Origin of the sequence: Mobilibacterium timonense, assembly GCF_900155555.1 — a bacterium.
Lineage (GTDB): Bacteria > Bacillota > Clostridia > Peptostreptococcales > Anaerovoracaceae > Allobaileyella > Allobaileyella timonense.
In genome coordinates this window covers 68,086-94,409 of the sequence record NZ_FUHN01000004.1, presented here as the reverse complement: position 1 = coordinate 94,409, position 26,324 = coordinate 68,086, and the positions used below count along the sequence as shown (strand labels likewise).

Genomic DNA, 26,324 nt, shown 5'->3' with positions numbered 1-26,324 from the left:
ACTATGGCTGACCGCATTGTTTTTGTAATTTACACACCAAAATGGTAGGTTTATAATTCGCCATACGAATTCAAATCGGAAGAGAAAACATACCAACATAGTACATAACGGAATGAGAGGAAAAGGAGCACAAATTATGAGCAGAGTAAACCCACCATTCAGATACGATGTAGTAGGAAGCTTTCTGAGACCGGCCGACCTTAAAGAAGCCAGGGCTCAGCACGAAGAAGGCAAGATCACAGACCAGGCTCTCAGAGACAAGGAAGACGGCGCCATCAGGGAGCTGATCGCAAAGGAGAAGGCCGCGGGACTCAAGGCCGTGACAGATGGAGAGTTCAGAAGGGCGTACTGGCACCTCGATTTTCTTGCTGGCCTCGACGGGATCACTGAGGTCAGGGCGGATGCCTGGTCCGTGAAGTTCAAGGGTGCGAACCCTAAGGCCAGGACCATAGTCATCTCGGACAAGATCGACTTCAGCGATCACCCTTTCCTCGAGCACTTCAAGTTCACGAAGGAGGCCGCCGGAGATACCCTGGTGAAGCAGACCATCCCGTCTCCTTCGATGCTCCACCTCATCCCGTGTGTGAGGGAGGAAAACTATGAGCCTATAGACAGGTACAAGGACGAGGATGTGCTCTTCGACGACATCGCAAACGCGTACATCAAGGCGGTAAGGAAGTTCTACGACCTGGGATGCCGCTACCTGCAGCTGGACGATACATCCTGGGGCGAGTTCTGCGACCTTTCCAAGAGAAAGGCCTACGAGGAAAGAGGCCTTGATCTGGACCACATCGAGAGGAAATACGTCGAGGTGATCAACAAGATAATCGCCTCCAAGCCGGACGACCTCACCATCACCATGCACATCTGCAGAGGGAACTTCCGGTCTACCTGGTTCTCTTCAGGCGGATACGAGCCGGTTGCGGAGATCCTCTTCGGAAACTGCAACGTGGACGGGTTCTTCCTGGAGTACGACTCGGACCGTGCGGGAGATTTCAGCCCTCTGAGATACATAAAGGACCAGACTGTGGTACTCGGGCTGGTGACATCCAAGTTCCCTGATCTGGAGGATCCCGATGCAGTCAGGGCGCGCATCAGAGAGGCGGAAAAATACGTTCCTCTGGATCAGCTCTGCCTGTCGCCTCAGTGCGGATTCTCCTCTACGGAGGAGGGAAATGTGCTGACCGAGGAGCAGCAGTGGGCGAAGATCGCACTCATCAGGGAGATCGCAGGGTCTGTCTGGAAGGACTGCTAGAGGGGGCGGCCCGTACAGCGGCGCAGAGGAGCCTCGCTCTGCGTTGAATTCGGGGAGGCAATGGAGTAAAATCTGCTCGTGATCAAAATTTATCTGACATATTTTAAAATTGTGTGAAATGTGGAGGGATATCTATGCTTGACAAGAATGTTAGCAGACTGATCAACGAGCAGGTCACAGCGGAGTTTTATTCTGCTTATCTGTATCTTGATTTTGCGAATTATTACTATGATGAGGGACTGGACGGGTTCGGCCACTGGTACGACATCCAGGCTCAGGAGGAGAGGGATCATGCGATGCTGATGCGCACCTATCTCCAGAACAACGGTGAGAAGGTGAAGTTTGAGGCGATCCAGAAGCCGGACAAGGAGTACAGATCCCTGGAGGATCCGCTGAAGTTCGGGCTGGAGCACGAGGAGTACGTGACATCCCTGATCAACGGGATATACAAGGCCGCAAAGGATGTGGACGACTTCCGCACGATGCAGTGCTTTGACTGGTTCGTGAAGGAGCAGGGCGAAGAAGAGAAGAGCGCAGACGATCTGATCAAGAAGTTCAAGCTCTTCGGGAACGATCCTAAGGGCCTGTATGCGCTGAACCAGGAGCTGCTGGCCAGAGTGTATACTGCGCCGTCACTGGTGCTCTAGGCTGAGTGGCCTCAACGCATATCACTGCGGGCATGCACAGAGCGTGCCCGCTTTTTTCGTTTGTTGATGAATTCTGTTTACCATGTTAATGTATAGATGTTTTTCAGAATACACTTACAGGGAATTCAAGCAAAAGGAGAAACGGGTATGTCTGATTTTTTTCACTACGTGAACAGAACAGGATACGACCACATCTACAACACCCTGTCCTTTGAACACATGCTGATCTTCGTGTGCTTCGTTCTGGGATTCATCCAGATGATCCGCATGGCCCGCAGGCCGGGACACGAAAAGACCCTCATCAGGCTGGAAAAGGTCTCGCTCACGGTGATGGGCGCCGGTCAGATGATATACTTCTGCTGGTTTTTCATCGTGGACGCGGGGGGAGATAAATGGCCTCTCTACGCCTGCAGGATGGCGTGCATACTTCTTATCATCACCTATTTCGTGAGGTGGATGCCTCTGGAGCACTTTTCCATATACACCGCTCTCTACGGCGGCATCAGTTCTGTCTTTTACTCCACGCCTAAACCCTTCGCGTTCCCGCATGTAACCAGGATAGCCTTTTTCATGACACACATCGGCCTGGCGTACAGCGCGCTTCTCAGGATACTTAACCACGATGAGGAGATAGACAGAAGGTCGCTCATCGGGGCGGAGATCGTGAACCTCGTTGCCATCGGCGGTGTCCTTGCCATCGACATTATATTCGGCTGGAACTACATGTTCCTCATGGCGCCACAGCTGCCGACGAGGTTCATCATTCAGCCGGTGCCGGGATATCTGAGGGTGCTGGGCACCGTGGGCGTGGTGGCCGTGTATATTTTCGCGCTGTTCGCGGCATGGGTCTTCGCCTTCTGGATACAGCACAAGTTCACCCCGTACCACTACAGGGTACAGAACATGGCTCCGTCCGTGCGCCAGTCTGCGAAGCCGGAGGCCGTAAAGAGGATACAGAGCCGGAGAGAGGATATGGAAAAGGAAGTGGAAAAGATGGTGGACGACCAGATCATTGAGGAACGCCAGGATCTGGAGGAGCGCAGGAAAGAGTAGCAGACAAAGATGCCTATTGTTTTTTCAAGCTACACGGGGATTTCATACCAGTGTGGTATGATTTTGATCTGTAAAAGGAGGAAGGGATCATGTTTGATCACTATCGCTACAACGGAAAGAAGCATTTTGACATCAATGAGGCGTCCACACATGACACAAGTCTTGTGAAGAACAGGGAAGAGGCCGAGTTCCTCCTCGACAAGAACAATTTCGAGATAGACCAGCTGCAGCAGAAGCTCTACGCTGAAAAGAAGGAGGGAGTGATATTTCTCTTTCAGGCCATGGACGCTGCGGGTAAGGATGGTACCATCCGGGCCGTGCTCCAGTGCCTTTCGCCGCACGGAGTCCACGAGGCGGCCTTCAAGAGCCCGTCATCTGAGGATCTGTCCCACGATTACCTGTGGAGGATAGAGAAGGAGGTCCCGGCCAAAGGCGAGATCGCCATTTTCAACAGATCCCACTACGAGGAGGTGCTGATCTACAGGGTCAAGGAACTCTGGAAGAACCAGGCAAACGCCGACAGGATCAAGACCGGCAAGATCATGGAGCACCGTTACGAGGACATCAGAAACTACGAGAAGTACCTCTGGCACAACAACGTGAGGGTGGTGAAGATCTTCCTCCACGTTTCAAAGGATGAGCAGGCGAGGCGCTTTCTGGATCGCATAGAGGAGCCGGAAAAGCACTGGAAGTTTTCTGCGGCGGACTATGAGGAAAGACAGTACTGGGATCTGTACCAGGAGGCCTTCCAGGATGCCATCAACAAGACCGCCACGAAGCACTGCCCGTGGTTCGTGGTTCCGGCAGACCACAAGTGGTATATGCGTTACGTGGTCAGCGAGATAATACTGGATACGCTTAAGGACATGGATCCGCATTACCCTCAGGTGTCCCGGGAGAGGATGAGCCGTTTCGACGAGATCAGGACAGCTCTGGAAAAAGAACTCGGGGAAGGCCGCAAGGATGGCGACAAGGCCCGGGAGAAGTGATTTTGGAGAGACGATCGATAAGTAACAGGACAAAAAGCAAGGCGTTCGCCGCCAGGGCCGCTGCCCTGGCGGTCGCTCTGCTGCTGACTGTGGCATCCCTGTCCTCCTGCGGCGGATCGCCCGGGGATTCCGCAGCATCAGGATCCTCTTCGACGGCTTCAGGAAAAGATGGCAGGCTCAAGGTGGTGACCACATCCTTTGCTGCCTGGGACTGGACCAGGCAGGTACTCGGAGACAGGGCGGATGATGTCCAGGTCACATACCTCCTGGACAACGGCGTGGACATGCACAGCTACCAGCCCGACGCGGAGGACATAGGAAAGATACTGGACGCCGATCTGTTCATATACGTGGGCGGTACTTCGGACAGCTGGGTGAAGGACGTGCTGAAAAGCGCTGATGACCCGCCCGAGACCATAGACCTCATGAAGACCCTCGGAAGCGGCGTGAAGCTGGAGGAGCGGGTCCAGGGAATGGAAGAGGAGCCGGATGAAGAGACCGGCCATGAGCACGGCAGCGAGGACGGTCACACCCATTCCGACCTTGAATACGATGAGCACGTGTGGATGTCGCCTGCCAACGCCATTCTTTTCACTGAGGCTATACAGGAAAAGCTTTCGTCCATAGACCCGGAGCACGCCGGTGAGTACGGCGAAAATGCCGCAGCTTACACTTCTCGTCTGGAGAAGCTCCAGCGGGACTATCAGGATGCGGTTGACGGCTCGGAACACAGGACCATCATCGTGGCCGACAGGTTCCCGTTCAGATATCTGACAGATGAATTCGGCATAAAATATTACGCCGCTTTCGCGGGATGCTCCGCCGAGAGTGAGGCCAGCTTTGACACGGTCATTTTCCTGGCTGGAAAGGTCCGGGAGCTGAATGCCCCTGTGGTCCTCAGGACAGAGACCGGCACCGACGACCTTCCGGACACCATCATCGAGGCATCGGGACAAAAAAATGTGAAGGTTGGAGTCCTGGATTCCATGCAGTCCGTCAGATCGTCCCAGATGGAAAACGGGATGACATATATTTCGATAATGAGAAAGAATCTGAAGGTTATTAAAGAGGCGCTGAACTGAGCCTTCAAGCCTTCAGGAGAGGAAACGCAATGGCGCAGATAGAATGCAGAAACCTGACGCTGGGATACGAAAACGTCCCCGTGGTCAGCGATCTGTCCTTTTCCGTGGAAAAGGGAAATTATTTATGCATAGTGGGGGAGAACGGCGCGGGGAAGTCCACGCTTATGAAGGCTATCCTCGGGCTGCACAAACCCATTTCCGGCCAGATCACGAGAGGTGACGGCCTTGAAAAAGGCAGCATCGGGTACCTTCCGCAACAGACGGACATCCAGAAGGATTTCCCGGCATCTGTAGGAGAGATAGTGTTGTCCGGCTGTCAGGGAGGAAGGGGCTTCAGGCCATTCTACACGAAGCTCCAGAAGGCCCGGGCCCGCATGTGCATGGAGTGGCTGAACATCGGCGGACTGAGCAGGTCCTGCTACAGAAACCTGTCGGGAGGGCAGCAGCAGAGGGTCCTCCTGGCCCGGGCCCTGGCGGCATCCGGGGAGCTGCTGGTGATGGATGAGCCGTTTACCGGCCTGGATCCCCTTGTGACCCAGGAGATCTACGATCTCATAAGGCACATAAACAAGCTCCACGAGGTGACGATCATCATGGTCACCCACGACATGGAGGGAGCCATCAAGAACGCGGACCATATTCTCCACCTGGGTGACAGCATCTTTTTCGGCTCGGTGGAGGAATACCTGGAGACGGAAGAAGGCAAGGCCTTTGCCTCGACGGAAAAGGGAGGTGACAGACGATGAACAGCGGGCTGTCACTCGCTTTCGAGTATTTGAGGATCTATCCATTCGTGAGGTATGCGGTGATCGTAGGGGTGTTGGTATCGCTTGCAGCATCGCTTCTGGGAGTGACGCTGGTCCTCAAGAGGTTTTCTTTTATCGGAGACGGCCTCTCCCACGTGGCCTTCGGAGCCATCTCCATAGCAACGGTCATGCACTTTACCAGCTACGTTCAGTTCACCCTTCCGGTGACCATCATCTGTGCCATCCTGATACTGCGCACCGGACGCGATTCGAAGATCAACGGGGATGCGGTGATAGCGATGCTTTCGGTGGCCTCGCTCGCCGTCGGTTATATGGTGATGAACGTATTCGGTGCTTCCTCGAACCTGTCCGGAGACGTGTGCACGACTCTTTTTGGTTCGACATCGATACTCACCCTGTCCAGAACAGAGGTGACATCCACGGTGATCCTGGCTACGGTGGTCGTGGGCATCTTTGTGCTGTTTTACAACAAGCTCTTCGCCGTCACATTTGACGAGGACTTCGCGAGGGCCAGCGGGACGAACACAGAGGCATATAATCTGCTGATCGCAGTTGTGGTGGCGGTGGTGATCGTGATCGCCATGGATCTCGTCGGGTCGCTGCTCATATCTGCCCTGATAATCTTCCCGGCCCTTTCTGCCATGCGGATGTTCAACAGCTTCAAGTCGGTGACCATCTGCTCGGGAGTCCTGGCGGTGATATCATCTCTCACGGGGATGCTGATATCCATAGTCGCAGGCACCCCTGTAGGAGCCACCATAGTATGCACGCAGATAGTGATGTTCGCTGTGAGCTGTGCTGCAGGGAGCACCCTGCGCAGGGGCGCCGCGTGATGCCCGGGCGTTATTGGAAGATCAGTCTCTTTTTTTAATACATGGCCCTGTGGAAACACCTCAATATGGATAATAAAACAAGGTCATGTTAAAATGTACCCGAATACAGGCATCTTATGGTGCCTCTGATGACAGATAAGAGATACGGCTCTGCCGCAGCTTCTGACCTGGAATAGGAGAATGAAATGAGAGAACTCATAGACAGGCTTGCCCGGCAGGGTACTCTGGAAAAAGAAGAATTCGTCTTTCTCCTCAGCCACCGGAACGACGATCCCGGCGACAGAGAGTACCTGTATTCCCTGGCCCGCAGCCGTTCCATAGAGAACTACGGCCACGACATATACCTGAGGGGCCTGATAGAGTTTACGAACTACTGCAGAAACGACTGCTACTACTGCGGCATCAGGGCAGGCAACACGAAGGCCGAGCGCTACAGGCTCACGGAAGACCAGATAATGGACTGCTGTGACGCGGGTTACGGATTCGGTTTCCGGACCTTCGTCCTTCAAGGCGGAGAAGATCCCTGGTTCACGGACGACAAGGTCTGTCACATGGTCTCAAGGATCAAAGACAGATATCCAGACTGTGCCATAACTCTTTCTCTCGGAGAGAGAGAAAAGGATTCATATCAGAGATTCTACGATGCGGGTGCCGACAGGTACCTCCTGAGGCACGAGACCGCAGATCCTGAGCACTACGCCAGGCTACACCCGTCGGATCTTTCCATAGAGCACAGAAAGCAGTGCCTGAGAGACCTGAAGGACATAGGCTTCCAGATAGGCGCCGGTTTCATGGTGGGTTCGCCGTATCAGACGTATGAAAACCTGGCTGACGACTTCCTCTACCTCAAAGAGCTGCAGCCTCATATGATCGGCATCGGGCCGTTCATACACCACAGCGACACGCCTTTCAGGGACTGCCCGGACGGGACTCTCGAGATGACGCTCTTCTGTCTCAGCGTGCTGAGGCTTATGTTTCCGAAGGTGCTTCTGCCCGCCACGACGGCTCTCGGGACGATCGATCCCCTGGGCCGGGAAAAAGGAGTGCAGGCAGGAGCCAATGTTGTGATGCCAAGCCTTTCGCCGAAGGGAGTGAGGGGAAAATATCTCCTGTACGACGGCAAGATCTGCACTGGAGAAGAGGCTGCCGAGTGCCACCGCTGCATGGAGATGAGGATGGAGCGCATCGGATATCACACCGTTTCCGCCCGGGGCGACTACAAAGGCTGGAGCAGAGAGTGAGCGGATCCCCGCAGAAGTGACTATAGTAACAAAAAAATTTTTACATAAACGAAACGAGGTATTGAACATGGAACAGGATACTAGACCTTTTGTAAGCTTTGACATCATCGTCGACTTCATGAAGCAGGCCTTCGTGAAGCTTGGCGTTCCTGAAAAGGACGCTGAGATCTGTGCGGACGTGCTCATCGAAAGCGACAAGAGAGGGATCGAGAGCCACGGAGTCAACAGATTCAAGCCTATCTATGTGGACAGGATCAACAAGGGTATCCTGAACCCGGTAACTAAGATCGACGTGATCAGGGAGTTCCCTACGACCGCTGTTCTGGATGCCAACGACGGAATGGGAATGGTCGCCAGCCACAAGGCCATGGAGATGGCCATCGAAAAAGCAAAGAAATACGGAACGGCCTGCGTTGCGGTGAGAAACTCTTCCCACTACGGCATCGCCGGATACTGGGTGAGCATGGCGACAAATGCCGGAATGATCGGAATTACCGGAACGAACGCGAGACCGTCCATCGCTCCTACCTTCGGTGTCGAGAATATGATGGGGACGAACCCTCTGACGGTCGGCATCCCTACCGATGAGAAGTATCCATTCCTGCTGGACTGCGCAACTTCTATCATCCAGAGAGGAAAACTCGAGTACTATGACAGGATCGGCAAGAAAACACCTGCCGGCATGGTGATCGGAAGAGACGGATCTGCCCTTACTGACACCCATTACATCCTGGAGGCTCTCACGACCAAGGAGGCCGCACTTGCGCCTCTGGGCGGGATCGGTGAAGAGATGGCGGGATACAAAGGGTACGGATATGCGGCCATCATCGAGATCCTTTCCGCTGCGCTGGCCGGCGGACGTTTCATGAAGGATCTGACCTGCTACAACGAGGACGGAAGCTTGAGACCTTACCACCTGGGGCACTTCTTCATCGTCATCAATCCGGAGATGATGATCGGCGAAAAGGAGTGCAGGCACATCGCCGGTGAGATCGTGAGAGGACTGAGAAACTCCCAGAAGGCACCTGGCCACGACAGGATCTATGTTGCCGGCGACAAGGAGTGGGATGCCTATGAATACAGGAAGGACAAGGGCGTTCCAATGGCAGAGGCCGTTCAGAAGGAGTTCATCCAGGTGAGAGACGACCTGAATATTCCTGTGAAGTTCCCGTTTGAAAATTAATAATACTTATTCCATAGATAATGGTCTTGCGGCACGTGCGGCCGCAGAAAGGAGGACCTTATGACTAAGGTTGCGATCAATGGATTTGGAAGGATAGGAAGACTGGCCTTCAGGAAGATCGTGGAGATGGATGACATCGAGGTAGTCGCTATCAACGATCTGACGGCGCCGGAGATGCTGGCGTATCTCCTGAGATTTGACAGTGTTCAGGGAACTTTCCACGGACACGAGGTGGGATGCACAGAGGATTTCATCACTGTGGATGGAAAGTCCATCCGCATCTACAGCGAGCCGGACGCATCGAAGCTCCCTTGGGGAGAGCTGGGGATCGATATCGTTCTGGAGTGCACGGGCTTCTATACTTCAAAGGCGAAGTCCCAGGCTCACATCGATGCAGGTGCAAAGAGAGTACTGATCTCCGCTCCTGCCGGAGATGATCTGAAGACCATCGTTTACGGAGTCAACCACGACACACTTACCTCCGAGGACAAAATAGTTTCCGGAGCATCCTGCACCACCAACTGCCTTGCCCCGATGGCGAAGGCTCTGGCGGGATACAGAGAGCTTAGAACGGGATTCATGACCACGATCCACGCCTATACCGGCAACCAGAAGATACTGGATGCACCGGCAAAGGGAAACAAGTTCAGAAGGTCCAGGGCTGCGGCCATCAACATCGTGCCGACCACGACCGGAGCTGCCCAGGCCATCGGAAACGTCATCCCTGAGCTGGCCGGAAAGCTCATCGGATCGGCTCAGAGAGTCCCTGTTGCCACGGGATCCCTGACCATCCTGGATGCCACTCTCAAGGACATGACAGATACGGTCTCTGTTGAGGGGATAAACCAGGCCATGAAGGCGGCGGCGGATCAGTCCTTCGGATATACGGAAGACCAGATCGTGTCAACAGACGTCATCGGAATGAGCTATGGCTCCCTCTTCGACGCCACCCAGACACTGGCCCAGAAGTGCGGGACCCATATCTTCGAGGTGAGAGTAGTCGCATGGTACGACAACGAGATGAGCTACGTGAACCAGCTCGTGCGCACAATGAGACACATGGCGTCCCTGTAAAAGCTTTTCCGGGAAGGCCTGGAGAACGATAAAAGCGAGGCATCACGACTCTCCGGGGTCTGTGCATAAAAAAATTAAATTCAGAAGTAGTAAAGTAAAGATGAGGGAATTATGGAAGTCAAGGAAGCGAGACAATATGTTGTAGACAAGCTGGACTATGCTTTCAAGCCTAGAACGATCGCAGTCATCGGTGCCAGCAGGAACGAGAAAAAGGTTGGTTTCAAGGTGATCCAGAGCCTGAGAAACAGCGGTTACAAGGGCATCATCTACCCGGTCAACATCAACGCTACTGAGGTAGGTGGACTGAAGGCCTACAGATCCGTGAAGGACATTCCAGGGGATGTTGATCTGGCATTCGTTGCGCTGCCTGCTGTAGGCGTGTTCGATGCACTGAAGGAGTGTGTTGCAAAGGGTGTCCAGATCGCGGTCGTTTCCTCCTCCGGTTTCAAGGAGGTCGGAAACGGAGATCTCCAGAACGAGATCACGGAGTACTGCAGAGAGAACGAGCTGCCTCTAATCGGACCTAACCTGGTAGGCATCGGAACACCGTACTTCGACTTCAACTGCGGATTCGTTCCGTATCTTCCTAACAAAGGACCTGTTGCCCTCATTTCCCAGTCGGGATCGAATCTGCTTGCCGCACTCGGGTCTTCTCAGATCGACCACTTCGGCATCAGCATGTTCGTCGGACTGGGAAACAAGGCAGACGTTGACTTTTCCGAGGTCATCAAGTACGCCGACAAGGAGCCGCATACCAAGTGCATCGCGGTGTACATCGAGGCCCTGGACAGCTATGACGCTTTCAAGAAGGCATGCCTTGAGGTCGATAAGCCAATAACCGTAATAAAGGTGGGAGCATCCAATATCGGTGTTAAGGCCGCATTCGCCCACACAGCATCTGAAAACAGAGGACACGACAACAAGTCCTACGACCAGCTCTTTGAGGAGTCCGGAGTTCTGAGGGAGAAGACCTGGATGGAGTTCCTGGATACATCGCTGGCCCTGGGCAGCATGCCGCCTCTTGAGGGAGACAACGTTGTGATGATCACCAACGGCGGCGGAGCCGGACTTCTGGCCTGCGACCAGTTCGAGAGACTGGGTATGCCTCTTCACGAGCTGAAGTACATCTCTCCTGCTCTGAGAGAGGATATCAGGAAGTACATGCCGGCCTTCGGTTCGCCACTGAACCCGGTAGACATCAGCGGAACGGCCACATCCAACATGTATGGCGGAGCACTCAAGGTAGCTCTTGAGGACGATAACGTCGATGGAGTTCTGGTCTCTGTTTGCCCTACGGCTGTTACAGACGTTCCTGCGATCACGCAGACCGTGCTGGCCGTATATGAGAACTACAATGGCAGAAAGAAGCCTTTCATTATGGAGTGTCAGGGCGGATTCGAGTGCAGAGAGGCCATCCAGAAGCTGAGAGACAACGGCATCCCTGCATACGCGACAGCAGAGCAGGCAGTCAACGCAATGGTGGCACTGAGGAGATACGCCAACATCAGGGCTCAGAAGGCAACTCTGAGAGAGGCTGCAGACCTGTAGAAGGATCGGCGCGCCGATTTGCGCGCCAGAGCTGAAGAGATAAATCACTTTTTAAGGAGCATCCCTGCTTATGGATAAGTTCAAAAGAATAATCCCGATGATGCTGGCTTTCATCGCCATCATGGCCTTCCTGACGGGGCAGTGGCTGATCGCGGGAATCTGCGCAGTTGTGGCAGGATCCGTGTGGTCCGTGGTGGGAGGAAAGACCTTCAACGACCGGAACGTTTACGTGAAAAAACTGGAGACCTCAGGAGATCTGTCGGTCGAGGAACTTTATGAGAAGATCCGCGACATGGAGACACCTCTCGGAAAGCCGTGGATCGCACAGCACCAGGAATTCCAGGGAAAGGTCATAGTGTTCGGACCGGGGATCTTCAAGGACTACGTGACAGTTGGAAAAAAAGGCAGGGATTATTTTTTCCAGGACAGCACCGTGCTGGCGCATCTGAAGCCTTATGAACACGACATGTACAGGTTCGACGGCGTTGCGGATATATCCAACATGGAGGTCACTGCCGCCAGGTACTGCGGCTTCGCGTCGTACAAGATGATCGCGGCCGCAATGCTGGAGGATCTGATGGATCTCGTCCACAGGATCGACAGCAACAGGGACTATCAGGTCCCTGAGTCCATGGACATTTACAAGATGTTCCACTACGACACCTCGGATAACATAGTTAAGGACGAGGATGGAAACGAGTATGCCAGCTGCAGGGCTAAGTACGAGCCTCTCCGGGTCGATATACACGACATGGACGGGAACGAGATCGCCACTGTCAGCGCGGATCCTGACGCCAGGTCCCCGAAGCTTGCCAGGCACTGGCCTGTGACGATCGAGGGAGTGGACGAAAACCACTTCACCAGGCTCAGGGGCGGAGCGGACGGATACGAGCTGAAGTGCAGCCTTGGAGACTTTAAAGCCGTAGCATTCAGGGCCGTGAGAAAGGGTAACCTGTCCTGCAACTACAGGATATTCAGGAACGACATCCTGATAGGAGTCTACGGAGCTAACGCCCAGATAGAGTTTTCGGACGGCCGGACTGTACAGAACAACGTCATCTGCTCTTTCGATGACGATTATCTTACGATTTTCATAGTGTTCTCTGAGTTCATAATGACACTCAACAAGTTTATCAAATAGCTTAAGTAATGGAGGTAGTTCCAGATGAGAAAAGTTCTTGTTCCGGTAGACGGTTCCGGAAGGAGCCTTAAAGCGGTGGATCAGGTGAGGGCATCCTTTGCGCCATCCGCTTTTGAGGTAGTGCTCCTGATGGTACAGGAAAATGTGGAACAGCCTCTGTCGGAGGATGATGCGAACGAGATCTACGGGCGTCTGGCCCAGAGACTTGGAAAGATCCAGAAACGGCTGGACGGCTACAAGATCGAGAAGAGAGCTTCCATAGGCAAGGCCGGCGAGAAGATCCTGGCCTGTGCCCGGGAGATCGACGCGGACATGATAATCATGACCAAGTCAACGTCATCCAGAAACCAGGAGAACAGGAGCATAGGGACCACGGCGGCCTTCGTCATAAGAAACAGCGAGTGGCCGGTCATGCTGGTGCCTGAGAACGTCAAGGCAGGACCCTCCGTATACCGTGGGATGGTGATCAGGAAGGCCGCTGCCACCGTGGCGCTTAAGGGACAGCTGAACTTCAATCAGACTGAGTGCCTGCTCCCGAGCGTGAAAGGCAAGTGCATCTACAGGATAGAGGTCCTCAAGGGATCTGTGAGATACGTGAGAAGGGCATACGACCCTGAGACACTGGCCTGGGATCTACCTCCGGCTGCCGGGGAACACCAGCTGATCCAGATAAACGAGGGCGAGATCGTGGACATCCCCGTGAAAATGGACGAGAGCCAGGGAAAGGCCGACCGCATCCGAATCATCAACCGCTCCATGAGAGAGGAATCCACCTTCAGGTACAGGATCATGACGGTCGCGCAGGCCGAGCGTGAGGCCATGGAAAAGAAGGATGAGGAGGCTGCCCGGACGCAGGCGGCCGAGGAGCAGGAGGCCCGTGAGGCGGAGGCGCCTGAAGCACCTGAAGATACAGATGCTGTTGAGACCAAAGCGGCAGAGTCCGAAAAAGATGAGAGCGCAGATACACCTCTGATAGCTGCTGCACCTGAAGCCCCGAGACTTTCGTCCGGAACGGAGACCCAGGAGGAGACTCCTGAGGATATCACAGAGGGATCCACGGAAGAGGGCAATGAAGAAGCTCCGGCGGAGATCCGTGAGGAGATCCCGGAAGAGGGTATTGAAGAAGCTCAGACAGAGATTCGTAAAAACGCTTTGGCGGAGGCGTCGGACGAAACTCCGGATCCTGAAAGTGAAGACGATAGCGACATCGAAGAATTCCAGGAAGTGACCGACGGCGACATGGATGAGATGTACAAGAAGCTTCAGGAGGCCTTCGCCAGGTACGACGCTGAAGCTGAAAAGCTGGAGTCAGAGAAAGAGGAATTGACAAGAGAATGATATTTTGCTAATCTGAAACGTAACTTAGGAGGATAGAGACATGACAAGAATCAAGACAATTTCTACAAGGAACCTTGCTAAGAGCGTTGTAACTGGTGGATGCGGCGAGTGCCAGACCTCCTGCCAGTCTGCAAGCAAGACTTCCTGCAGCGTTGCAAATCAGCACTGCGAGCAGATCAAGGAGAAGTAGTTGATCCGTAGACTGAGCGCTGCTTCGGCAGCGCTTTTTTCGTGGTGTCGCTGACACTGCACGAAGAAGATCGACAGAGATATTATTCTTGAAGATACACAGAAAGGCTGTAATGATACATCAGTACAAACTAAACGGATATAACATCGTAATTGACGTCAACAGCGGATCCGTCCATTCTGTGGACGACGTGGCGTATGACATCATCGCCCTGGTGGACCAGAGCGTCCCGAGAACGGAGATCTCCGACAGGATCATGGCGAAATACCCGGACGTGACTGAAGAAGATGTGGCGGAGACTCTTGAGGACATCGATCACCTGACGGAGGAAAAACTGCTCTTTTCAGAGGATCCATTCGAAGAAGTGGCAGGCACTCTCAAGATGAAGCAGTCGGTCCTCAAGGCGATCTGTCTGCACGTGGCTCACGGCTGTAACATGGATTGCCGGTATTGCTTTGCAGGAAAGGGCGATTACAACAACAAGAAGGGGATCATGTCCCTTGAGGTGGGAAAGAGAGCATTGGATTTCCTCGTGGAGAACAGCGGCTCCAGGAAGCACCTGGAGGTGGATTTCTTCGGGGGCGAGCCCCTGCTGAACTGGGATGTCTGTAAGGAGCTTGTGAGATACGGCCGTGAGCTGGAGAAGACACACGACAAGATCTTCAACTTCACCCTCACCACCAATGGCGTTCTGATCGACGACGATGTCATCGACTTTACCAACAGAGAGATGGGAAATGTAGTCCTGAGTCTGGATGGAAGAAGATCGACTCATGACCGCATGCGCCATTCGAAGGACGGTCAGGGCACCTACGACATGATAGTGGAGAATTTTAAGAGGCTGGCTAAGGCCCGTGGAGACAGGCAGTATTACGTGAGGGGCACCTATACTGCATACAACAAGGACTTTGCGGCCGACGTGATACACATGGCAGACCTTGGACTTACGGAGACCAGCATAGAGCCTGTTGTCTCAGATCCGGACGTGGATTATGCGCTCCACGAGGAGGATCTGCCGCAGCTCTTCAACGAATACGAGAAGCTGGCAGTGGAGATGCTCAAGAGGGAAAAAGAAGGTGACCCGTTCACTTTCTACCACTACACCGTTGATCTCGAGGGCGGTCCTTGCATCTACAAGAGAGTCGCGGGCTGCGGTGTCGGGACCGAGTACCTGGCGGTCACGCCGACAGGAGACCTCTACCCGTGTCATCAGTTCGTGGGGGATGATGATTTCAAGGTAGGTGATATCTGGAACGGGATCACCGAGACGCAGATCATCGATGAGTTCAGAAACCGGAATAACGTGTACACGAAGGACGAGTGCAGAAAATGTTTCGCCAGGCTTTACTGTTCCGGTGGCTGCTGTGCTAACAACTATCACTCGAACGGCGACATCAACAAGGTGTACAAGTTCGGATGTGAGCTCCACAGAAAGAGGATCGAGTGCGCCATCATGATGAAGGTGGCAGAAGAGGACATGAAGCAGGAAAAAGCCGAAGCCTCTAAGTAGAAAACAGTGCGATCAACAAGAAAAAGCCGTGTCTCTCCGGATCAGATCGATCCGGAGAGACACGGCTTTTTCGCTGCTGACGTCAGAGGAACAGCGTCGTGAGTATTATCATCCACACCGGCAGCGTCACAACCGAAAGGAGCGTGGATGTGGCGACGCACTCCGACATCAGTCCGGAGTCCCTGTCTTCTCTCGCCGCAAGAGCTACGGTTATTACGGCAGTCGGGAATGTCATGCACAGCACAGTGGCAAGCTTTACCAGTGGATCCAATGGCATCGGATAGACAATGGCCAGGGTGAGAGCAGGAACACCGATCAGCTTTATCAGAGATGTGATCAGGATCTTCGGATTGGTAAAGTGACTCATGAGACTGCCCTCGGTGAGATTGATACCTACGATGATCATGGAAACAGGGATGCATACATTTCCGAGAGTGGAAAAGATGTCCAGAGCGTACTGAGGCAGCGAGATCCTGGCGAACAGAAGGACGATGGATGCAACAGCCGATATCGTCAGCACGTTGATGAATGGCATTATCGCCTTTCTCAGCGTGACCTTTCCACTGACCTTTTTCACACCGTGGTTGAATTGCATTATCGACATGATGTAGATATACAGGTTGAAGGCTATGTTCTGTATGATCACATAGTAAAAGGTCAGACCTCCGAAAACGGACTGTGCAACAGGGATGCCCATGAAACCGGAATTGCAGGCGGTCATTCCCACCGCAAGAACATTTGCCCTTGCGTCGTCGTCCATCCCCATCCGTCTGGACAGCCAAACCGTGAAGATAGAAAGCAGTATGAAAAAGACAATGGTCAGCACGAACATGATGATGGTGTTTTTGAAGAGGCTGTCGTTCAGTTTCCTGCTGGTGATCGAAGAGATCAGCAGACAGGGAGAAGCGATGTTGAGGACCAGCATGTTGAGACCTTTCACGGCATCCTTTCCGATAAGGCCGCCCTTACAGGCCGCAAATCCCACGCCGATGTATATAAAGACCACCAAAACCTTACTCACTATCAAACCCATTGTAAACTCCTAAATTTATATATGCTTTTCAGTGCTTTTTCACAAAAATCCTCTCTATAATACTACTAATGCTTTTGTATTTGCAATACGTCGTGGTATAATCAATGGCATTCTGTAGTATTGTGCAGGATTTTATTCAATGCAATATCGAGTGGGGCCGACAGGCCCCGGGATCGGGGAGATAAATGGAAAAGGTCGTTCTGGCTTCCAGAAACAAAGGGAAGATAAAAGAGATAGGTGACGTACTGGGGAAATTCGGCATGACCGTGGTGTCCCGGGACGATTACGGTATAGACGCATTCGAGGTCGAGGAGACAGGGGAGACCTTCGAGGAAAATTCGTATATCAAGGCGAAAGCCATCTTGGACATTGCAGGGGTGCCGACCATTGCAGATGACAGCGGCCTTGAGGTGGACTGCCTCAACGGCGCTCCGGGAGTCTATTCCGCCAGATTCGCTGGAGAGGGTTGCACGCCTCACGACAACAACGTGAAGCTCCTGGGACTCCTTAAGGGGATCCCTTACGAGGAGAGGACCGCACGCTTCGTATCCGTGATAACCATGCTTTTCCCGGATGGAAGGAAGCTGGTGGCCAGGGGAGAGTGCCCTGGTCACATTGCAGAAGACTTCAGGGGAGAAGGAGGTTTCGGATACGATCCGATATTCATCCCGGAGGGGAGAGATGAGACCTTCGGGGAGATGAGCGCCGAGGAGAAGAACGCCATAAGCCACAGAGGAAGATCCCTGGCCCGACTTGAGGAGATGCTCGGTGAATAGGTTCCGGGAGATCATTGGCAAAATAAAAAACAGGCTGAATGACCCGGACCGCCAGCGGCTGACAAAAGACAAACTGATCAGGATGGGATTCCACATCTGGCGCCAGTTCGACGACCAGTACTACACCGGATTCGCCGCCCAGATCGCCTACTTTTTTTTCATGTCCAGTATGCCGACGCTGGTGGTGCTTTCACAGTTCCTGGGGCTTTTTGATGTATCCCTGGACTTTATCCAGGAGTGGCTGAACGTCCACACAAACACCACCGTCAGCAGCTTCGTGATGGATCTCTTTTCCACATCTAACGTTAAGGTCACGAATATACTGCTGATCGTGTTGGCTTTGTGGGCTGCATCCGGACTGGAGTTTTCCCTTGCCAGGCTGACGACCTATTCCCTCACGGAAGGATCCTACAGGTTCAGCTTCTGGAGCGAGAGGATAAAGGCGATACCGACGGCGGCCATCACCATCATGGCCATCGCCTTCACGCTTACCATCTACGTGTATGGCGAAGAACTTTTCCTCAAGATCGTCTCCGACAACAACGCGGCCCGGCTGCTGGTGGCAATGAGAGGACCTATAGCAGCCATACTCTTTTTCCTGATGCTGATGATGATCTACTACATACTGCCGAGGGTCAGAGTACCTCTGCGCTGCATCATCCCGGGAACCATCCTGGCCATGCTGGGGATAATGATAATCACTTTTTTTTACGCCATCTACATCTCGTACATAGCAAACTACAATATACTCTACGGGGCGTTTGCTAATATCGTGGTGCTGATGCTCTGGTTCTACCTGATATCCTGGGTACTGTGCATCGGAATGATGTTCAATAAGGCCTGGGACGAGATCATGGGGCGCCATCTCCTGACCAAGGAGAAGATGGTGAAGTACCTCGAGCAGCAGATGGGCGATGACAAGAGCGATTACAAGAAGCTCATAATCACAGACGAAGACGACGAGGACAGCAACCCTGAGTCCATCGCCGTAAAGATGAGTCGGCAGTTCGTGCCGGGGTACAGCGAGGAAAGAGACAGGGAGATCCTGCGCCGCAAGAAGGAGCGGGAAAAGCAGGCGGAAAAGGTAGTGAAGGAGGCCCGTGCATCGGCGGAGGTCGAGGTGGAGATACGGGCGAAGGACGAGTAAAAACGGTGATGTTATGGTTGATAGTGATGTGAAGAATAACACCGGTGATGTGGCACAGAGAGAGGATGAAAGAAGGGACGGGAGCGAAAGGAAGAGGCTCCTCTTCATTCTGAACCCGAAGGCCGGCACTATGCAGGCCGTGAGATACCTGGCGGATATCCTGCAGATCTTCAGTGATGCCGGGTTCCTGACTTCAGTCCTGATGACGGCGAAATCGGGAGACGCGAAGACTTTTGCCAATCTCTATGCCGGGGACATGGACAGGATCGTCTGCTCCGGTGGAGACGGGACGTTGAACGAGGTCATCGAAGGCGTTCTCTCTGCCGGATGCACTACGGAGATCGGATACATACCATCGGGAAGCACCAACGATTTCGGTGCCAGCGTGGGATTGCCGAAGGGGATAACCGATGCTGCCTGGGTGGCAGCCAACGGCACGCCGAAAAAACTGGACGTGGGGTCTTTTAATGGCCGCTACTTTTCATACGTGGCGTCGTTTGGTGCATTCACCAGCACTTCCTATTCAGTTCCCCAGAACCTGAAGAACATCATGGGCCACACCGCCTACATGCTTCAGGGCATCAGGGACGTGCTGAACATCAAGCCGGTCATGGCGAAATTCATCGTCGACGAAGGGACTCCCAACGAGAGAGAGTTTTCCGGAGATTTTATTTTCGGCGCCATCTGCAATTCCACATCCGTCGGGGGTCTGCTGAAGCTGGACAACTTCGATGTGGACATGAACGACGGTATGATGGAACTGCTGCTGATCCGCAGGCCTAACAACCTGATGGAACTGAACAGCATTGCTTTGTCTCTCCTTGACGGGCAGCTTAAAGCTGACGAGATCACCTTTTACAGTGCCCGCAATATAAAAATCCGCATCGAGCCCGGGACTCCGTGGACCCTTGATGGAGAGTATGAGCAGGGAGCCACGGACATACAGGTAGACACGTTGAGAAGTGCGGTAAATCTTATAACTGGAGAAGGAGTGGGCAGGTAGGCCCTCCGGAAAGATCGTACAGAGGTGATACATAATGGGTGACAGCAATAAGAAAAAGGGATTCATTGCTGAGTTCAAGGAGTTCATATCCAGGGGGAACGTTCTGGACATGGCAGTGGGCGTTATCATAGGCGGGGCGTTCACCGCCATCGTGACCTCGCTGGTCAACGACATACTGATGCCGATCGTAGCGCTGCTCACGGGAGGTGTGGATTTCTCCTCGCTGAAGGTGGTCATCGGGAATCCGGTCGGCGGCGCAGAGCCGGCGACGATAAACTACGGGATGTTCATTCAGCAGGTGGTGAACTTCCTCATAGTGGCGCTGGTGATCTTCATGGTCATCAGGGCATTCAACAGGTTCAGAGAGAAAGAGGAGCATGCTCCAGAACCGGCTCCAGAGACACCTGAGGATATCAGGCTGATGACCGAGATCCGTGATCTCCTGGCCGGCGGAGAGACTGCAGAGTCCGTGAGGGCGGCCCTCCAGGAAAACAAAAAAGAAGAATAGTTTGTTACCTGGTGTCAACAGGGACGTTTCTAACTGACACACTTGTCGACACAGTGATACAATGCAGACGCATAAAAAAGGATGCCGCGATGGGCATCCTTTTTTTCGTGCTCGATTCCTTGCGGACCTTGCGTCGGTTAGCCGATCACTCTCACCTTGAGAACTCCCGGGATCTTCTCAAGCGGTGCAGTGTCGACGCCTTCGTTGATCAGGGCGATGGCGTATCCATACTCTGTTCTCTTCTTTCCGTCGGTAAGGCCGGCAACGTTATCGGTACCTACAGCCTTCTTGACAGCAGCGGAGATGTCGTCGCAACCCTTGTAGAGGATGCATGCCTTCACAGTGCCCTCCTTGGCGTCAACTGTAACGGCAGGGAAGTTCACGGAATTGCGGATGTTTCCGTTCTCGAAGTAGTCCATCAACTCGTCTACGGCCATGGCAGCGCAGTTATCCTCGGCCTCTGTTGTAGAAGCTCCCAGGTGAGGTGTAGCGATGACTCCAGGAACGTTGATCAGATTCTCATCTGCCAGGTCGGTCATGTACTTCCTGATCTTTCCAGACTTTACAGCCTCCAGAACATCCTCTTCCACGATCAGGTCAGGGCGTGCATAGTTCAATACGACTACTCCGTCCTTCATGTGGCTGATGAGTTCCTTGTTTACCATACCCTTAGTGGCAGGCAGTGATGGAACGTGGATGGAAATGTAATCGCACTCCTCTACCATCTCAGGGATGCTGTCGTACATCTTGCATGGAGCAGTCAGAAGAGGGGAAACGACTACGGAGTTTCCTACGACGTTCATGCCAAGGGCGTGAGCTGCATTTGCAACCTTAGCACCGATGGCTCCAATCCCGATGATACCGAGAGTCTTGCCGGAGATCTCAGTTCCCTTGAACTGCTTCTTGCCCTTCTCGACCTCGGCTGCAACATCGCCCTCCAGGGAATCAGCCCAGGAAATAGCCTCGTAGGTGTTTCTCGCAGCCATGATCAGTCCGCCGATCACCAGCTCCTTTACAGCGTTGGAGTTTGCTCCAGGAGTGTTGAAAACAACGATCCCCTTCTCAGCACACTTGTCAAGAGGAATATTATTAACGCCGGCCCCAGCTCTTCCAATAGCCAGCAGGTTATCGGAGAAATCCATATCGTGCATCTTGTAGCTTCTTACTACGATGCCTTCAGCCTTGTCCAGGTCTTCGGTGATCTCGTAATTGTCAGTAAGACGGCTCAGACCCACCTTCGAAATGTTGTTCAGGGTCCCGATGTAATACTTCTGCATTTCTAATGTACCTCCTAATGATCTCCCTTGAGAGAATCCGTAAATGCGGTCATGCTGTCCGCATGCCCATACAGTGATGTACCTGGAAAAGGAAAAAACGCGCCGCGGCGGTCCCGGGCAATGCGGGGCGATCGCCGGTGGTCGTTCCCTGTTTCCCTTGAAATCACTGACTTAACCTTGTCAAGTATAACATCTTACACCTTTACTTTCAACGATATTAGTGCTACAATTTCAGTGCTGTTTAGACACTTAAACAAACGAAGTATGGAGGTAAAGTCTAATGTCTAAGTACGACCGCGTATACAACTTCTCCGCAGGCCCATCGGTCCTTCCGCTGGAAGTCCTGGAGAAGGTCCAGAAGGAGCTCCTGAACTACGAGGGAACAGGGGAATCCGTAATGGAGATGAGCCACAGGTCTCCAGAGTATAAGAAGATCATTGAGGATGCTGAGCAGAACCTGAGAGACCTCATGAACATTCCGGATGATTACTATGTGCTGTTCCTCCAGGGAGGCGGTACACTGCAGTTCTCCATGGTTCCGATGAACCTGATGAGGAAGAACGGAAAGGCAGACTACATCATCACAGGAAACTGGGCGAAGAAGGCTTTCCAGGAGGCTCAGAAGTTCGGAGATGCCAAGGCCATCGCTTCTTCTGAGGAGGATCACTTCTCATACATCCCGAAGATCACTAAGGACGACATCAGAGAGGATGCTGACTACGTTTACATCTGCTCCAACAACACCATCTACGGAACGCACTTCAACACCGTTCCTGATGTTGGAGACAAGGTGCTGGTAGCCGACATGTCTTCCTGCATCCTGTCCGAGGAAGTAGATGTTTCCAAGTACGGACTGATCTACGCCGGAGCTCAGAAGAACATCGCACCTGCAGGAGTTACCATCGTCATCGTGAGAAAGGATCTGGTAGGACAGGCCGACGAGAAGACCCCTATTTACCTGGATTACGCAACACACGCAAAGAAGGGCTCCATGTATAACACTCCTCCATGCTTCTCCATATACGTTGCCGGAGAGGTATTCAAATACCTGAAGAGCATCGGCGGCATCAAGGAGATGCACAAGAGAGACGTTGAGAAGGCAGAAAAGCTCTACGATTACCTCGATCAGAGCAAACTGTTCAAGCCTTCTGTTGCAAAGGAAGACAGATCCCTCATGAATGTCACGTTCGTAACGGGAGATCCTGAGCTGGACAAGAAGTTCATCGCAGGCGCAAAGGAGCAGGGCATGATCAACCTGGCAGGACACAGATCCGTAGGCGGAATGAGAGCTTCTCTGTACAACGCTATGCCTGAGGAGGGTGTAGACGCGCTGATAGCTTACATGAAGAAATTTGAAGATGAGAACAAGTAAGAAAGAGAGATCTGAATACTGCTCATCGACAAACAATAGCAGAAGAAACGTGATGGTGGCTGTCGTGACGGTGCTTGTTGCACTGGCATTGATGACCACCATCAATGCTAATCAGGTGTTTGCCGATGATCAACCGTCTTCCTCCGCGGAGGCGGCAGTTGTGATGTCCGCGACGACGGGTGAAGTGGTTTATTCCAACCACGGGGACAGGAAGCTTCCGATGGCCGGTGCCGCAAAGCTGATGACCGCCATGGTGGTCCTGGACAACATGCACAGCAAGAATGAACTCAAAAACACCGTTCAGATGGACGCCGTCTCGGATGAGCAGGGAGACCTTTTCCAGAAGGACGAGACTGTTTCTGTAAACGACCTCCTTTACGCCATGCTGATCGACGACTCCGACGAGGCAGCCTATGCACTGGCGGTGTACTCCGCGGGATCCGTGTCTACTTTTACCGAGCAGATGAACCAGAAGGCATCGCAGATGGGACTGCTGAACACGAAATTCGCGAACCCATCCGGAGCGAACCAGGACGGTCAGTACTCCACGGCGGAAGACGTGGGGGACATGCTCAAGACGGCCATGACCTACAAAAAGATCAAGAAGATCCTCGGAGTTAAGACATACAATATGGACGCCACGGACAAGTCGGCTGCCAGGACCCTTAGCAGCAGGAACGAGCTGCTCACGGGAGGGAGCGACGGAAGCCTGGCATATTCCGGCGTCTACGGAGGGATCCTGAGCCACGAGACCGTGCCGCCTTCGACAGACGATGGAGGAGACGCCAGGGATTCCACGGTCTTTGCGGTCATCGCAGAGCAGGACGACATGTCCATGATGGTCATCCTCATGAACGATCCTGATTCTTCAAGGGTCGCCGATGCCACATCGCTTCTCGACTACGGCTTCAAGAACGTCACGAAGAAGGTCATCAGCAAGGCGGGCGTGGAAAAAGGAAAGGTCATGGTGCGCCACGGAGCGTCCACCCGGGTGCCGGTATACACTGAAAAGAAGGCCTACGTCTACATTCCGCCGGAGGGCAGCAGTTCTCTCGTGCAGGTGAAGGCGGAGGTGAACAAAAAGCTGACGGCACCAGTCAAGGCGGGCACCAAGGCCGGAGAGCTCAAGATCTATGTAGCCGATGAATACCAGGGGGCTGTGGATCTTGTGGTCAGGGAGGACATACCTGCGGGGTGGTTCCCTTCATATTTATATATTTCGAACAGGACGACCGTGATCATCGGAGTTGTACTCCTTGTTATCCTGCTTATCTTCATCAGGCTCCTCCAGATCAGGAGACGAAACCTGCGCAGGAGAAAAGCGCGCAGGCAGGCGAAGATCAGAGAGATGGCACTGAGAGAGATGAAGATCGAGGAGGACCGGAGAAAGAGGGACTGGTATTTCTGAAGCAATGTTTGACATCGAAGCTGAACTGAAAAAACTTCCGAAGAGCCCGGGCGTCTACATGCACAAGGACAGCCTGGGACAGGTCATATATGTGGGGAAGGCCGTGAACCTGCGCAACAGGGTCAGATCCTATTTTCGCAGCCAGGGACAGTCGGATCCGAAGGTGCGGGCTCTCGTGGCCAACATCGCGGAGTTTGACTACATCACCTGCGCCACGGAGATGGAGGCGCTGATCCTGGAGTCCAACCTCATAAAGAAATACATGCCGAAGTACAACATTCTCCTCAAGGACGACAAGACCTACCCGTACATCGTGGTCACCACAAACGAGGAATATCCAAGGGTGATGAGGACGCGCCTTCTGAAAAGGGACGGGAGCAGGTACTTCGGTCCGTATTCCGACAGCGGGGCGGTGGGCCGCATAATAAAGATGCTGGACGAGATGTATCCGACGAAAAAGTGCGCCAGGACATCTTTTCCGGACAGCTTCAGGCCTTGTCTCAACTACCACATAGGCAAGTGCATGGGACCGTGCCTCGGGAACGTTGACCGTGCCGAATACGACGATATGATAGAGGACATCCTCAAGATCCTGGAAGGACGGGACAAGGAGGTCCGTGAGCACCTGAAGGAGCAGATGTACAAAGAGTCAGAGGCGCTCCGCTACGAACAGGCCGCCAAGTACAGGGACTACATTACGGCCCTGGAGACTCTCGGGGAGACCCAGCGGGCCACCATGATAGGGGAGAGAGACAAGGACGTGCTGATGCCTCTTTCCACCCAGAAGAATTCCATCGTCGTCCAGTACAAGGTGAGAGATGGTAAGATGACCGGGAGAGAGGTCTTCTACATGGACAGCCAGGGAGCATCCGGCAATAAGGAAGAGCTCCTCTCTGCGTTCATCAAGCAATACTATCTCACGAGCACGAGACTTCCGAGAGAGATACTCTTGCCGGTCCACATAGAAGACCAGGAGCTGCTGGCCGATCTGCTGAACGAGACCAACGAGACCAACCGCCTGGAAAAGAGGGACACCGGTCACAAGACCAGGATCATCGTTCCGGAGAGAGGAGACAAAAAGGCGATCCTGGATATGGCCTCCGCAGATTCCCTGCAGCTGCTCAGGGATCTGGACCTCAGGGCGGACAGAGACCACGAGCGCCAGAGGAAGCTCAGGGAAAAGATAGAAAAGATCATAGTCAGGGCGTCGGAGATAAGCGGCTCACAGCCCTATCTTGCTGATCCGGAGGAGGATCGTGATTACAGGATCGAGGCCTACGATATATCCAACCTCAACGGCCTGGACATGGTCGGTGCCATGGTGGTATACGAAGGACGGAAGCCGGTAAGGAAGGACTACAGGAAATTCAAGATCAGGAACGCCGAGGCTGGAGACGACTACGGGAGCCTTCAGGAGGTCATGTACAGGCGCCTGAAGAGAGGAAAGGCGGGAGATCCGGGATTCGATCACTTCCCGGACCTGTTTTTCATAGACGGCGGACTGGGACAGGTGCACGCCGTGAAAAAGATCGTGGATGCCTTCAGAATGTCCATTCCCGTTGTTGGCCTTGCGAAGGACGACGTCCACAGGACCAGGGCGATCGTATTCGAGGATGGCAGCGAGATGGACCTGAGGGGTGACACCATGCTCTTCAGCTATGCGGGATCTATCCAGGAAGAGGTCCACCGGTTCGCCATAACCTTCCAGAAGGACAGACGGAGCAAGCGCATGATCGCATCGGGTCTGGAAAATATCCCGGGTATCGGTCCGAGAAGGCGGCAGGAGCTCCTCAGGCATTTCCGCAGCGTGGAGGCGGTCAAAAACGCATCATACGATGATCTGATCAAGGTGGACGGCATGAACGCCAGAGCCGCGGAGAGCGTTATAGAATATTTTCACAGCGGAAAGACCACTGAAACGAAATAGGTCGAAATGCCCGAAAGACCTT

Annotated in this window: 24 protein-coding genes; 22 read left to right on the top strand and 2 right to left on the bottom strand. The window is 53.4% G+C overall.

From position 1 onward, the window contains the following. The first annotated feature begins 136 nt into the window (after window positions 1-136). The 15 genes from BQ7382_RS00505 to scfB all read left to right on the top strand — a co-directional run bounded on the left by BQ7382_RS00505 (window position 137) and on the right by scfB (window position 15,851). Window positions 137-1,255: a 5-methyltetrahydropteroyltriglutamate--homocysteine S-methyltransferase gene (locus BQ7382_RS00505; protein ID WP_077389800.1), complete on the top strand. Its 1,119-nt coding sequence runs from the start codon at window positions 137-139 to the stop codon at window positions 1,253-1,255. Window positions 1,256-1,389: 134 nt separating this feature from the next. Continuing rightward, on the top strand, window positions 1,390-1,902 hold the full coding sequence (locus BQ7382_RS00500) for a ferritin (RefSeq protein ID WP_077389797.1): 513 nt from the start codon (window positions 1,390-1,392) through the stop codon (window positions 1,900-1,902). Window positions 1,903-2,049: 147 nt separating this feature from the next. Then, on the top strand, window positions 2,050-2,955 hold the full coding sequence (locus BQ7382_RS00495) for a TMEM164 family acyltransferase (protein WP_159437171.1): 906 nt from the start codon (window positions 2,050-2,052) through the stop codon (window positions 2,953-2,955). A gap of 89 nt (window positions 2,956-3,044) precedes the next feature. Next, window positions 3,045-3,944 carry a PPK2 family polyphosphate kinase gene (locus BQ7382_RS00490; RefSeq protein WP_077389791.1) on the top strand — a complete coding sequence of 300 codons (900 nt, stop codon included), beginning with the start codon at window positions 3,045-3,047 and terminating at the stop codon, window positions 3,942-3,944. Window positions 3,945-3,946: 2 nt separating this feature from the next. Next, entirely contained in the window at window positions 3,947-5,026 is a 1,080-nt protein-coding gene (locus tag BQ7382_RS00485) for a metal ABC transporter substrate-binding protein (RefSeq protein WP_235847900.1), read from the top strand. A 29-nt stretch (window positions 5,027-5,055) separates the two neighbouring features. Next, window positions 5,056-5,772 carry a metal ABC transporter ATP-binding protein gene (locus BQ7382_RS00480; protein WP_077389788.1) on the top strand — a complete coding sequence of 239 codons (717 nt, stop codon included), beginning with the start codon at window positions 5,056-5,058 and terminating at the stop codon, window positions 5,770-5,772. Then, on the top strand, window positions 5,769-6,626 hold the full coding sequence (locus tag BQ7382_RS00475; protein WP_077389785.1) for a metal ABC transporter permease: 858 nt from the start codon (window positions 5,769-5,771) through the stop codon (window positions 6,624-6,626). The genes BQ7382_RS00480 and BQ7382_RS00475 overlap by 4 nt, the downstream gene beginning before the upstream one ends. Window positions 6,627-6,811: 185 nt before the next feature. Next, window positions 6,812-7,867 (top strand): [FeFe] hydrogenase H-cluster radical SAM maturase HydE, encoded by a 1,056-nt coding sequence (hydE, locus tag BQ7382_RS00470; protein WP_077389782.1) that lies wholly within the window; start codon window positions 6,812-6,814, stop codon window positions 7,865-7,867. 67 nt (window positions 7,868-7,934) lie between these two features. Then, the gene (locus BQ7382_RS00465; RefSeq protein ID WP_077389779.1) at window positions 7,935-9,050 is read left to right on the top strand and encodes an Ldh family oxidoreductase; all 1,116 of its coding nucleotides are present in this window, start codon (window positions 7,935-7,937) and stop codon (window positions 9,048-9,050) included. Window positions 9,051-9,110: 60 nt separating this feature from the next. Then, complete coding sequence (gap, locus tag BQ7382_RS00460; protein ID WP_077389776.1) at window positions 9,111-10,124, top strand: type I glyceraldehyde-3-phosphate dehydrogenase; 1,014 nt, start codon at window positions 9,111-9,113, stop codon at window positions 10,122-10,124. A 111-nt stretch (window positions 10,125-10,235) separates the two neighbouring features. Then, window positions 10,236-11,672 carry an acetate--CoA ligase family protein gene (locus tag BQ7382_RS00455; RefSeq protein ID WP_077389773.1) on the top strand — a complete coding sequence of 479 codons (1,437 nt, stop codon included), beginning with the start codon at window positions 10,236-10,238 and terminating at the stop codon, window positions 11,670-11,672. A 70-nt stretch (window positions 11,673-11,742) separates the two neighbouring features. Further along, entirely contained in the window at window positions 11,743-12,813 is a 1,071-nt protein-coding gene (locus BQ7382_RS00450) for a hypothetical protein (protein WP_077389770.1), read from the top strand. Window positions 12,814-12,837: 24 nt separating this feature from the next. After that, window positions 12,838-14,151, top strand: coding sequence for a universal stress protein (locus BQ7382_RS00445; protein ID WP_077389743.1), 1,314 nt, complete (start codon window positions 12,838-12,840; stop codon window positions 14,149-14,151). A 40-nt stretch (window positions 14,152-14,191) separates the two neighbouring features. Next, window positions 14,192-14,341 carry a six-cysteine ranthipeptide SCIFF gene (scfA, locus tag BQ7382_RS00440; protein WP_077389740.1) on the top strand — a complete coding sequence of 50 codons (150 nt, stop codon included), beginning with the start codon at window positions 14,192-14,194 and terminating at the stop codon, window positions 14,339-14,341. 112 nt (window positions 14,342-14,453) lie between these two features. Further along, a complete protein-coding gene (gene scfB, locus BQ7382_RS00435) occupies window positions 14,454-15,851 on the top strand; it encodes a thioether cross-link-forming SCIFF peptide maturase (protein WP_077389716.1) in 1,398 nt (465 codons plus the stop codon). An 82-nt stretch (window positions 15,852-15,933) separates the two neighbouring features. On the opposite strand, the gene BQ7382_RS00430 is transcribed toward scfB, so the two are convergent. After that, entirely contained in the window at window positions 15,934-16,884 is a 951-nt protein-coding gene (locus BQ7382_RS00430; RefSeq protein WP_077389713.1) for an AEC family transporter, read from the bottom strand. A 185-nt stretch (window positions 16,885-17,069) separates the two neighbouring features. On the opposite strand from BQ7382_RS00430, the gene BQ7382_RS00425 reads away from it, so the two are divergent. The 4 genes from BQ7382_RS00425 to mscL are packed head-to-tail and all read left to right on the top strand — an operon-like array spanning window position 17,070 to window position 20,318. Continuing rightward, window positions 17,070-17,660, top strand: coding sequence for an XTP/dITP diphosphatase (locus tag BQ7382_RS00425; RefSeq protein ID WP_077389710.1), 591 nt, complete (start codon window positions 17,070-17,072; stop codon window positions 17,658-17,660). Then, window positions 17,653-18,807, top strand: coding sequence for a YihY/virulence factor BrkB family protein (locus tag BQ7382_RS00420; RefSeq protein ID WP_077389707.1), 1,155 nt, complete (start codon window positions 17,653-17,655; stop codon window positions 18,805-18,807). Before BQ7382_RS00425 ends, BQ7382_RS00420 begins: the two co-directional genes overlap by 8 nt. A gap of 13 nt (window positions 18,808-18,820) precedes the next feature. Continuing rightward, window positions 18,821-19,810, top strand: coding sequence for a diacylglycerol/lipid kinase family protein (locus tag BQ7382_RS00415; RefSeq protein ID WP_077389704.1), 990 nt, complete (start codon window positions 18,821-18,823; stop codon window positions 19,808-19,810). Between the two features lie 34 nt (window positions 19,811-19,844). Further along, complete coding sequence (gene mscL / locus BQ7382_RS00410; RefSeq protein WP_077389701.1) at window positions 19,845-20,318, top strand: large-conductance mechanosensitive channel protein MscL; 474 nt, start codon at window positions 19,845-19,847, stop codon at window positions 20,316-20,318. Between the two features lie 137 nt (window positions 20,319-20,455). Here mscL and BQ7382_RS00405 read toward each other — a convergent pair whose 3' ends face one another. Further along, window positions 20,456-21,595, bottom strand: a complete 1,140-nt coding sequence (locus BQ7382_RS00405) for a 3-phosphoglycerate dehydrogenase (protein ID WP_077389697.1) — start codon at window positions 21,593-21,595, stop codon at window positions 20,456-20,458. Window positions 21,596-21,875: 280 nt separating this feature from the next. On the opposite strand from BQ7382_RS00405, the gene serC reads away from it, so the two are divergent. The 3 genes from serC to uvrC are packed head-to-tail and all read left to right on the top strand — an operon-like array spanning window position 21,876 to window position 26,302. Next, window positions 21,876-22,967: a 3-phosphoserine/phosphohydroxythreonine transaminase gene (gene serC, locus BQ7382_RS00400; RefSeq protein WP_077389694.1), complete on the top strand. Its 1,092-nt coding sequence runs from the start codon at window positions 21,876-21,878 to the stop codon at window positions 22,965-22,967. Continuing rightward, window positions 22,954-24,375 (top strand): D-alanyl-D-alanine carboxypeptidase family protein, encoded by a 1,422-nt coding sequence (locus BQ7382_RS00395; RefSeq protein WP_144082044.1) that lies wholly within the window; start codon window positions 22,954-22,956, stop codon window positions 24,373-24,375. The genes serC and BQ7382_RS00395 overlap by 14 nt, the downstream gene beginning before the upstream one ends. Window positions 24,376-24,379: 4 nt before the next feature. After that, on the top strand, window positions 24,380-26,302 hold the full coding sequence (uvrC, locus tag BQ7382_RS00390; RefSeq protein WP_077389688.1) for an excinuclease ABC subunit UvrC: 1,923 nt from the start codon (window positions 24,380-24,382) through the stop codon (window positions 26,300-26,302). The last annotated feature ends 22 nt before the right edge of the window (window positions 26,303-26,324 follow it).

Coding starts and splice junctions, on each gene's coding strand:
- BQ7382_RS00505 (WP_077389800.1), top strand. CDS start 137: ATGAGCAGAGTAAACCCACCATTCAGATACGATGTAGTAGGAAGCTTT.
- BQ7382_RS00430 (WP_077389713.1), bottom strand. CDS start 16,884: ATGGGTTTGATAGTGAGTAAGGTTTTGGTGGTCTTTATATACATCGGC.
- BQ7382_RS00465 (WP_077389779.1), top strand. CDS start 7,935: ATGGAACAGGATACTAGACCTTTTGTAAGCTTTGACATCATCGTCGAC.
- gap (WP_077389776.1), top strand. CDS start 9,111: ATGACTAAGGTTGCGATCAATGGATTTGGAAGGATAGGAAGACTGGCC.
- BQ7382_RS00395 (WP_144082044.1), top strand. CDS start 22,954: ATGAGAACAAGTAAGAAAGAGAGATCTGAATACTGCTCATCGACAAAC.
- BQ7382_RS00425 (WP_077389710.1), top strand. CDS start 17,070: ATGGAAAAGGTCGTTCTGGCTTCCAGAAACAAAGGGAAGATAAAAGAG.
- uvrC (WP_077389688.1), top strand. CDS start 24,380: ATGTTTGACATCGAAGCTGAACTGAAAAAACTTCCGAAGAGCCCGGGC.
- hydE (WP_077389782.1), top strand. CDS start 6,812: ATGAGAGAACTCATAGACAGGCTTGCCCGGCAGGGTACTCTGGAAAAA.
- scfB (WP_077389716.1), top strand. CDS start 14,454: ATGATACATCAGTACAAACTAAACGGATATAACATCGTAATTGACGTC.
- mscL (WP_077389701.1), top strand. CDS start 19,845: ATGGGTGACAGCAATAAGAAAAAGGGATTCATTGCTGAGTTCAAGGAG.
- BQ7382_RS00405 (WP_077389697.1), bottom strand. CDS start 21,595: ATGCAGAAGTATTACATCGGGACCCTGAACAACATTTCGAAGGTGGGT.
- BQ7382_RS00490 (WP_077389791.1), top strand. CDS start 3,045: ATGTTTGATCACTATCGCTACAACGGAAAGAAGCATTTTGACATCAAT.
- BQ7382_RS00500 (WP_077389797.1), top strand. CDS start 1,390: ATGCTTGACAAGAATGTTAGCAGACTGATCAACGAGCAGGTCACAGCG.
- BQ7382_RS00450 (WP_077389770.1), top strand. CDS start 11,743: ATGGATAAGTTCAAAAGAATAATCCCGATGATGCTGGCTTTCATCGCC.
- scfA (WP_077389740.1), top strand. CDS start 14,192: ATGACAAGAATCAAGACAATTTCTACAAGGAACCTTGCTAAGAGCGTT.
- BQ7382_RS00475 (WP_077389785.1), top strand. CDS start 5,769: ATGAACAGCGGGCTGTCACTCGCTTTCGAGTATTTGAGGATCTATCCA.
- BQ7382_RS00445 (WP_077389743.1), top strand. CDS start 12,838: ATGAGAAAAGTTCTTGTTCCGGTAGACGGTTCCGGAAGGAGCCTTAAA.
- BQ7382_RS00455 (WP_077389773.1), top strand. CDS start 10,236: ATGGAAGTCAAGGAAGCGAGACAATATGTTGTAGACAAGCTGGACTAT.
- serC (WP_077389694.1), top strand. CDS start 21,876: ATGTCTAAGTACGACCGCGTATACAACTTCTCCGCAGGCCCATCGGTC.
- BQ7382_RS00495 (WP_159437171.1), top strand. CDS start 2,050: ATGTCTGATTTTTTTCACTACGTGAACAGAACAGGATACGACCACATC.
- BQ7382_RS00480 (WP_077389788.1), top strand. CDS start 5,056: ATGGCGCAGATAGAATGCAGAAACCTGACGCTGGGATACGAAAACGTC.
- BQ7382_RS00415 (WP_077389704.1), top strand. CDS start 18,821: ATGGTTGATAGTGATGTGAAGAATAACACCGGTGATGTGGCACAGAGA.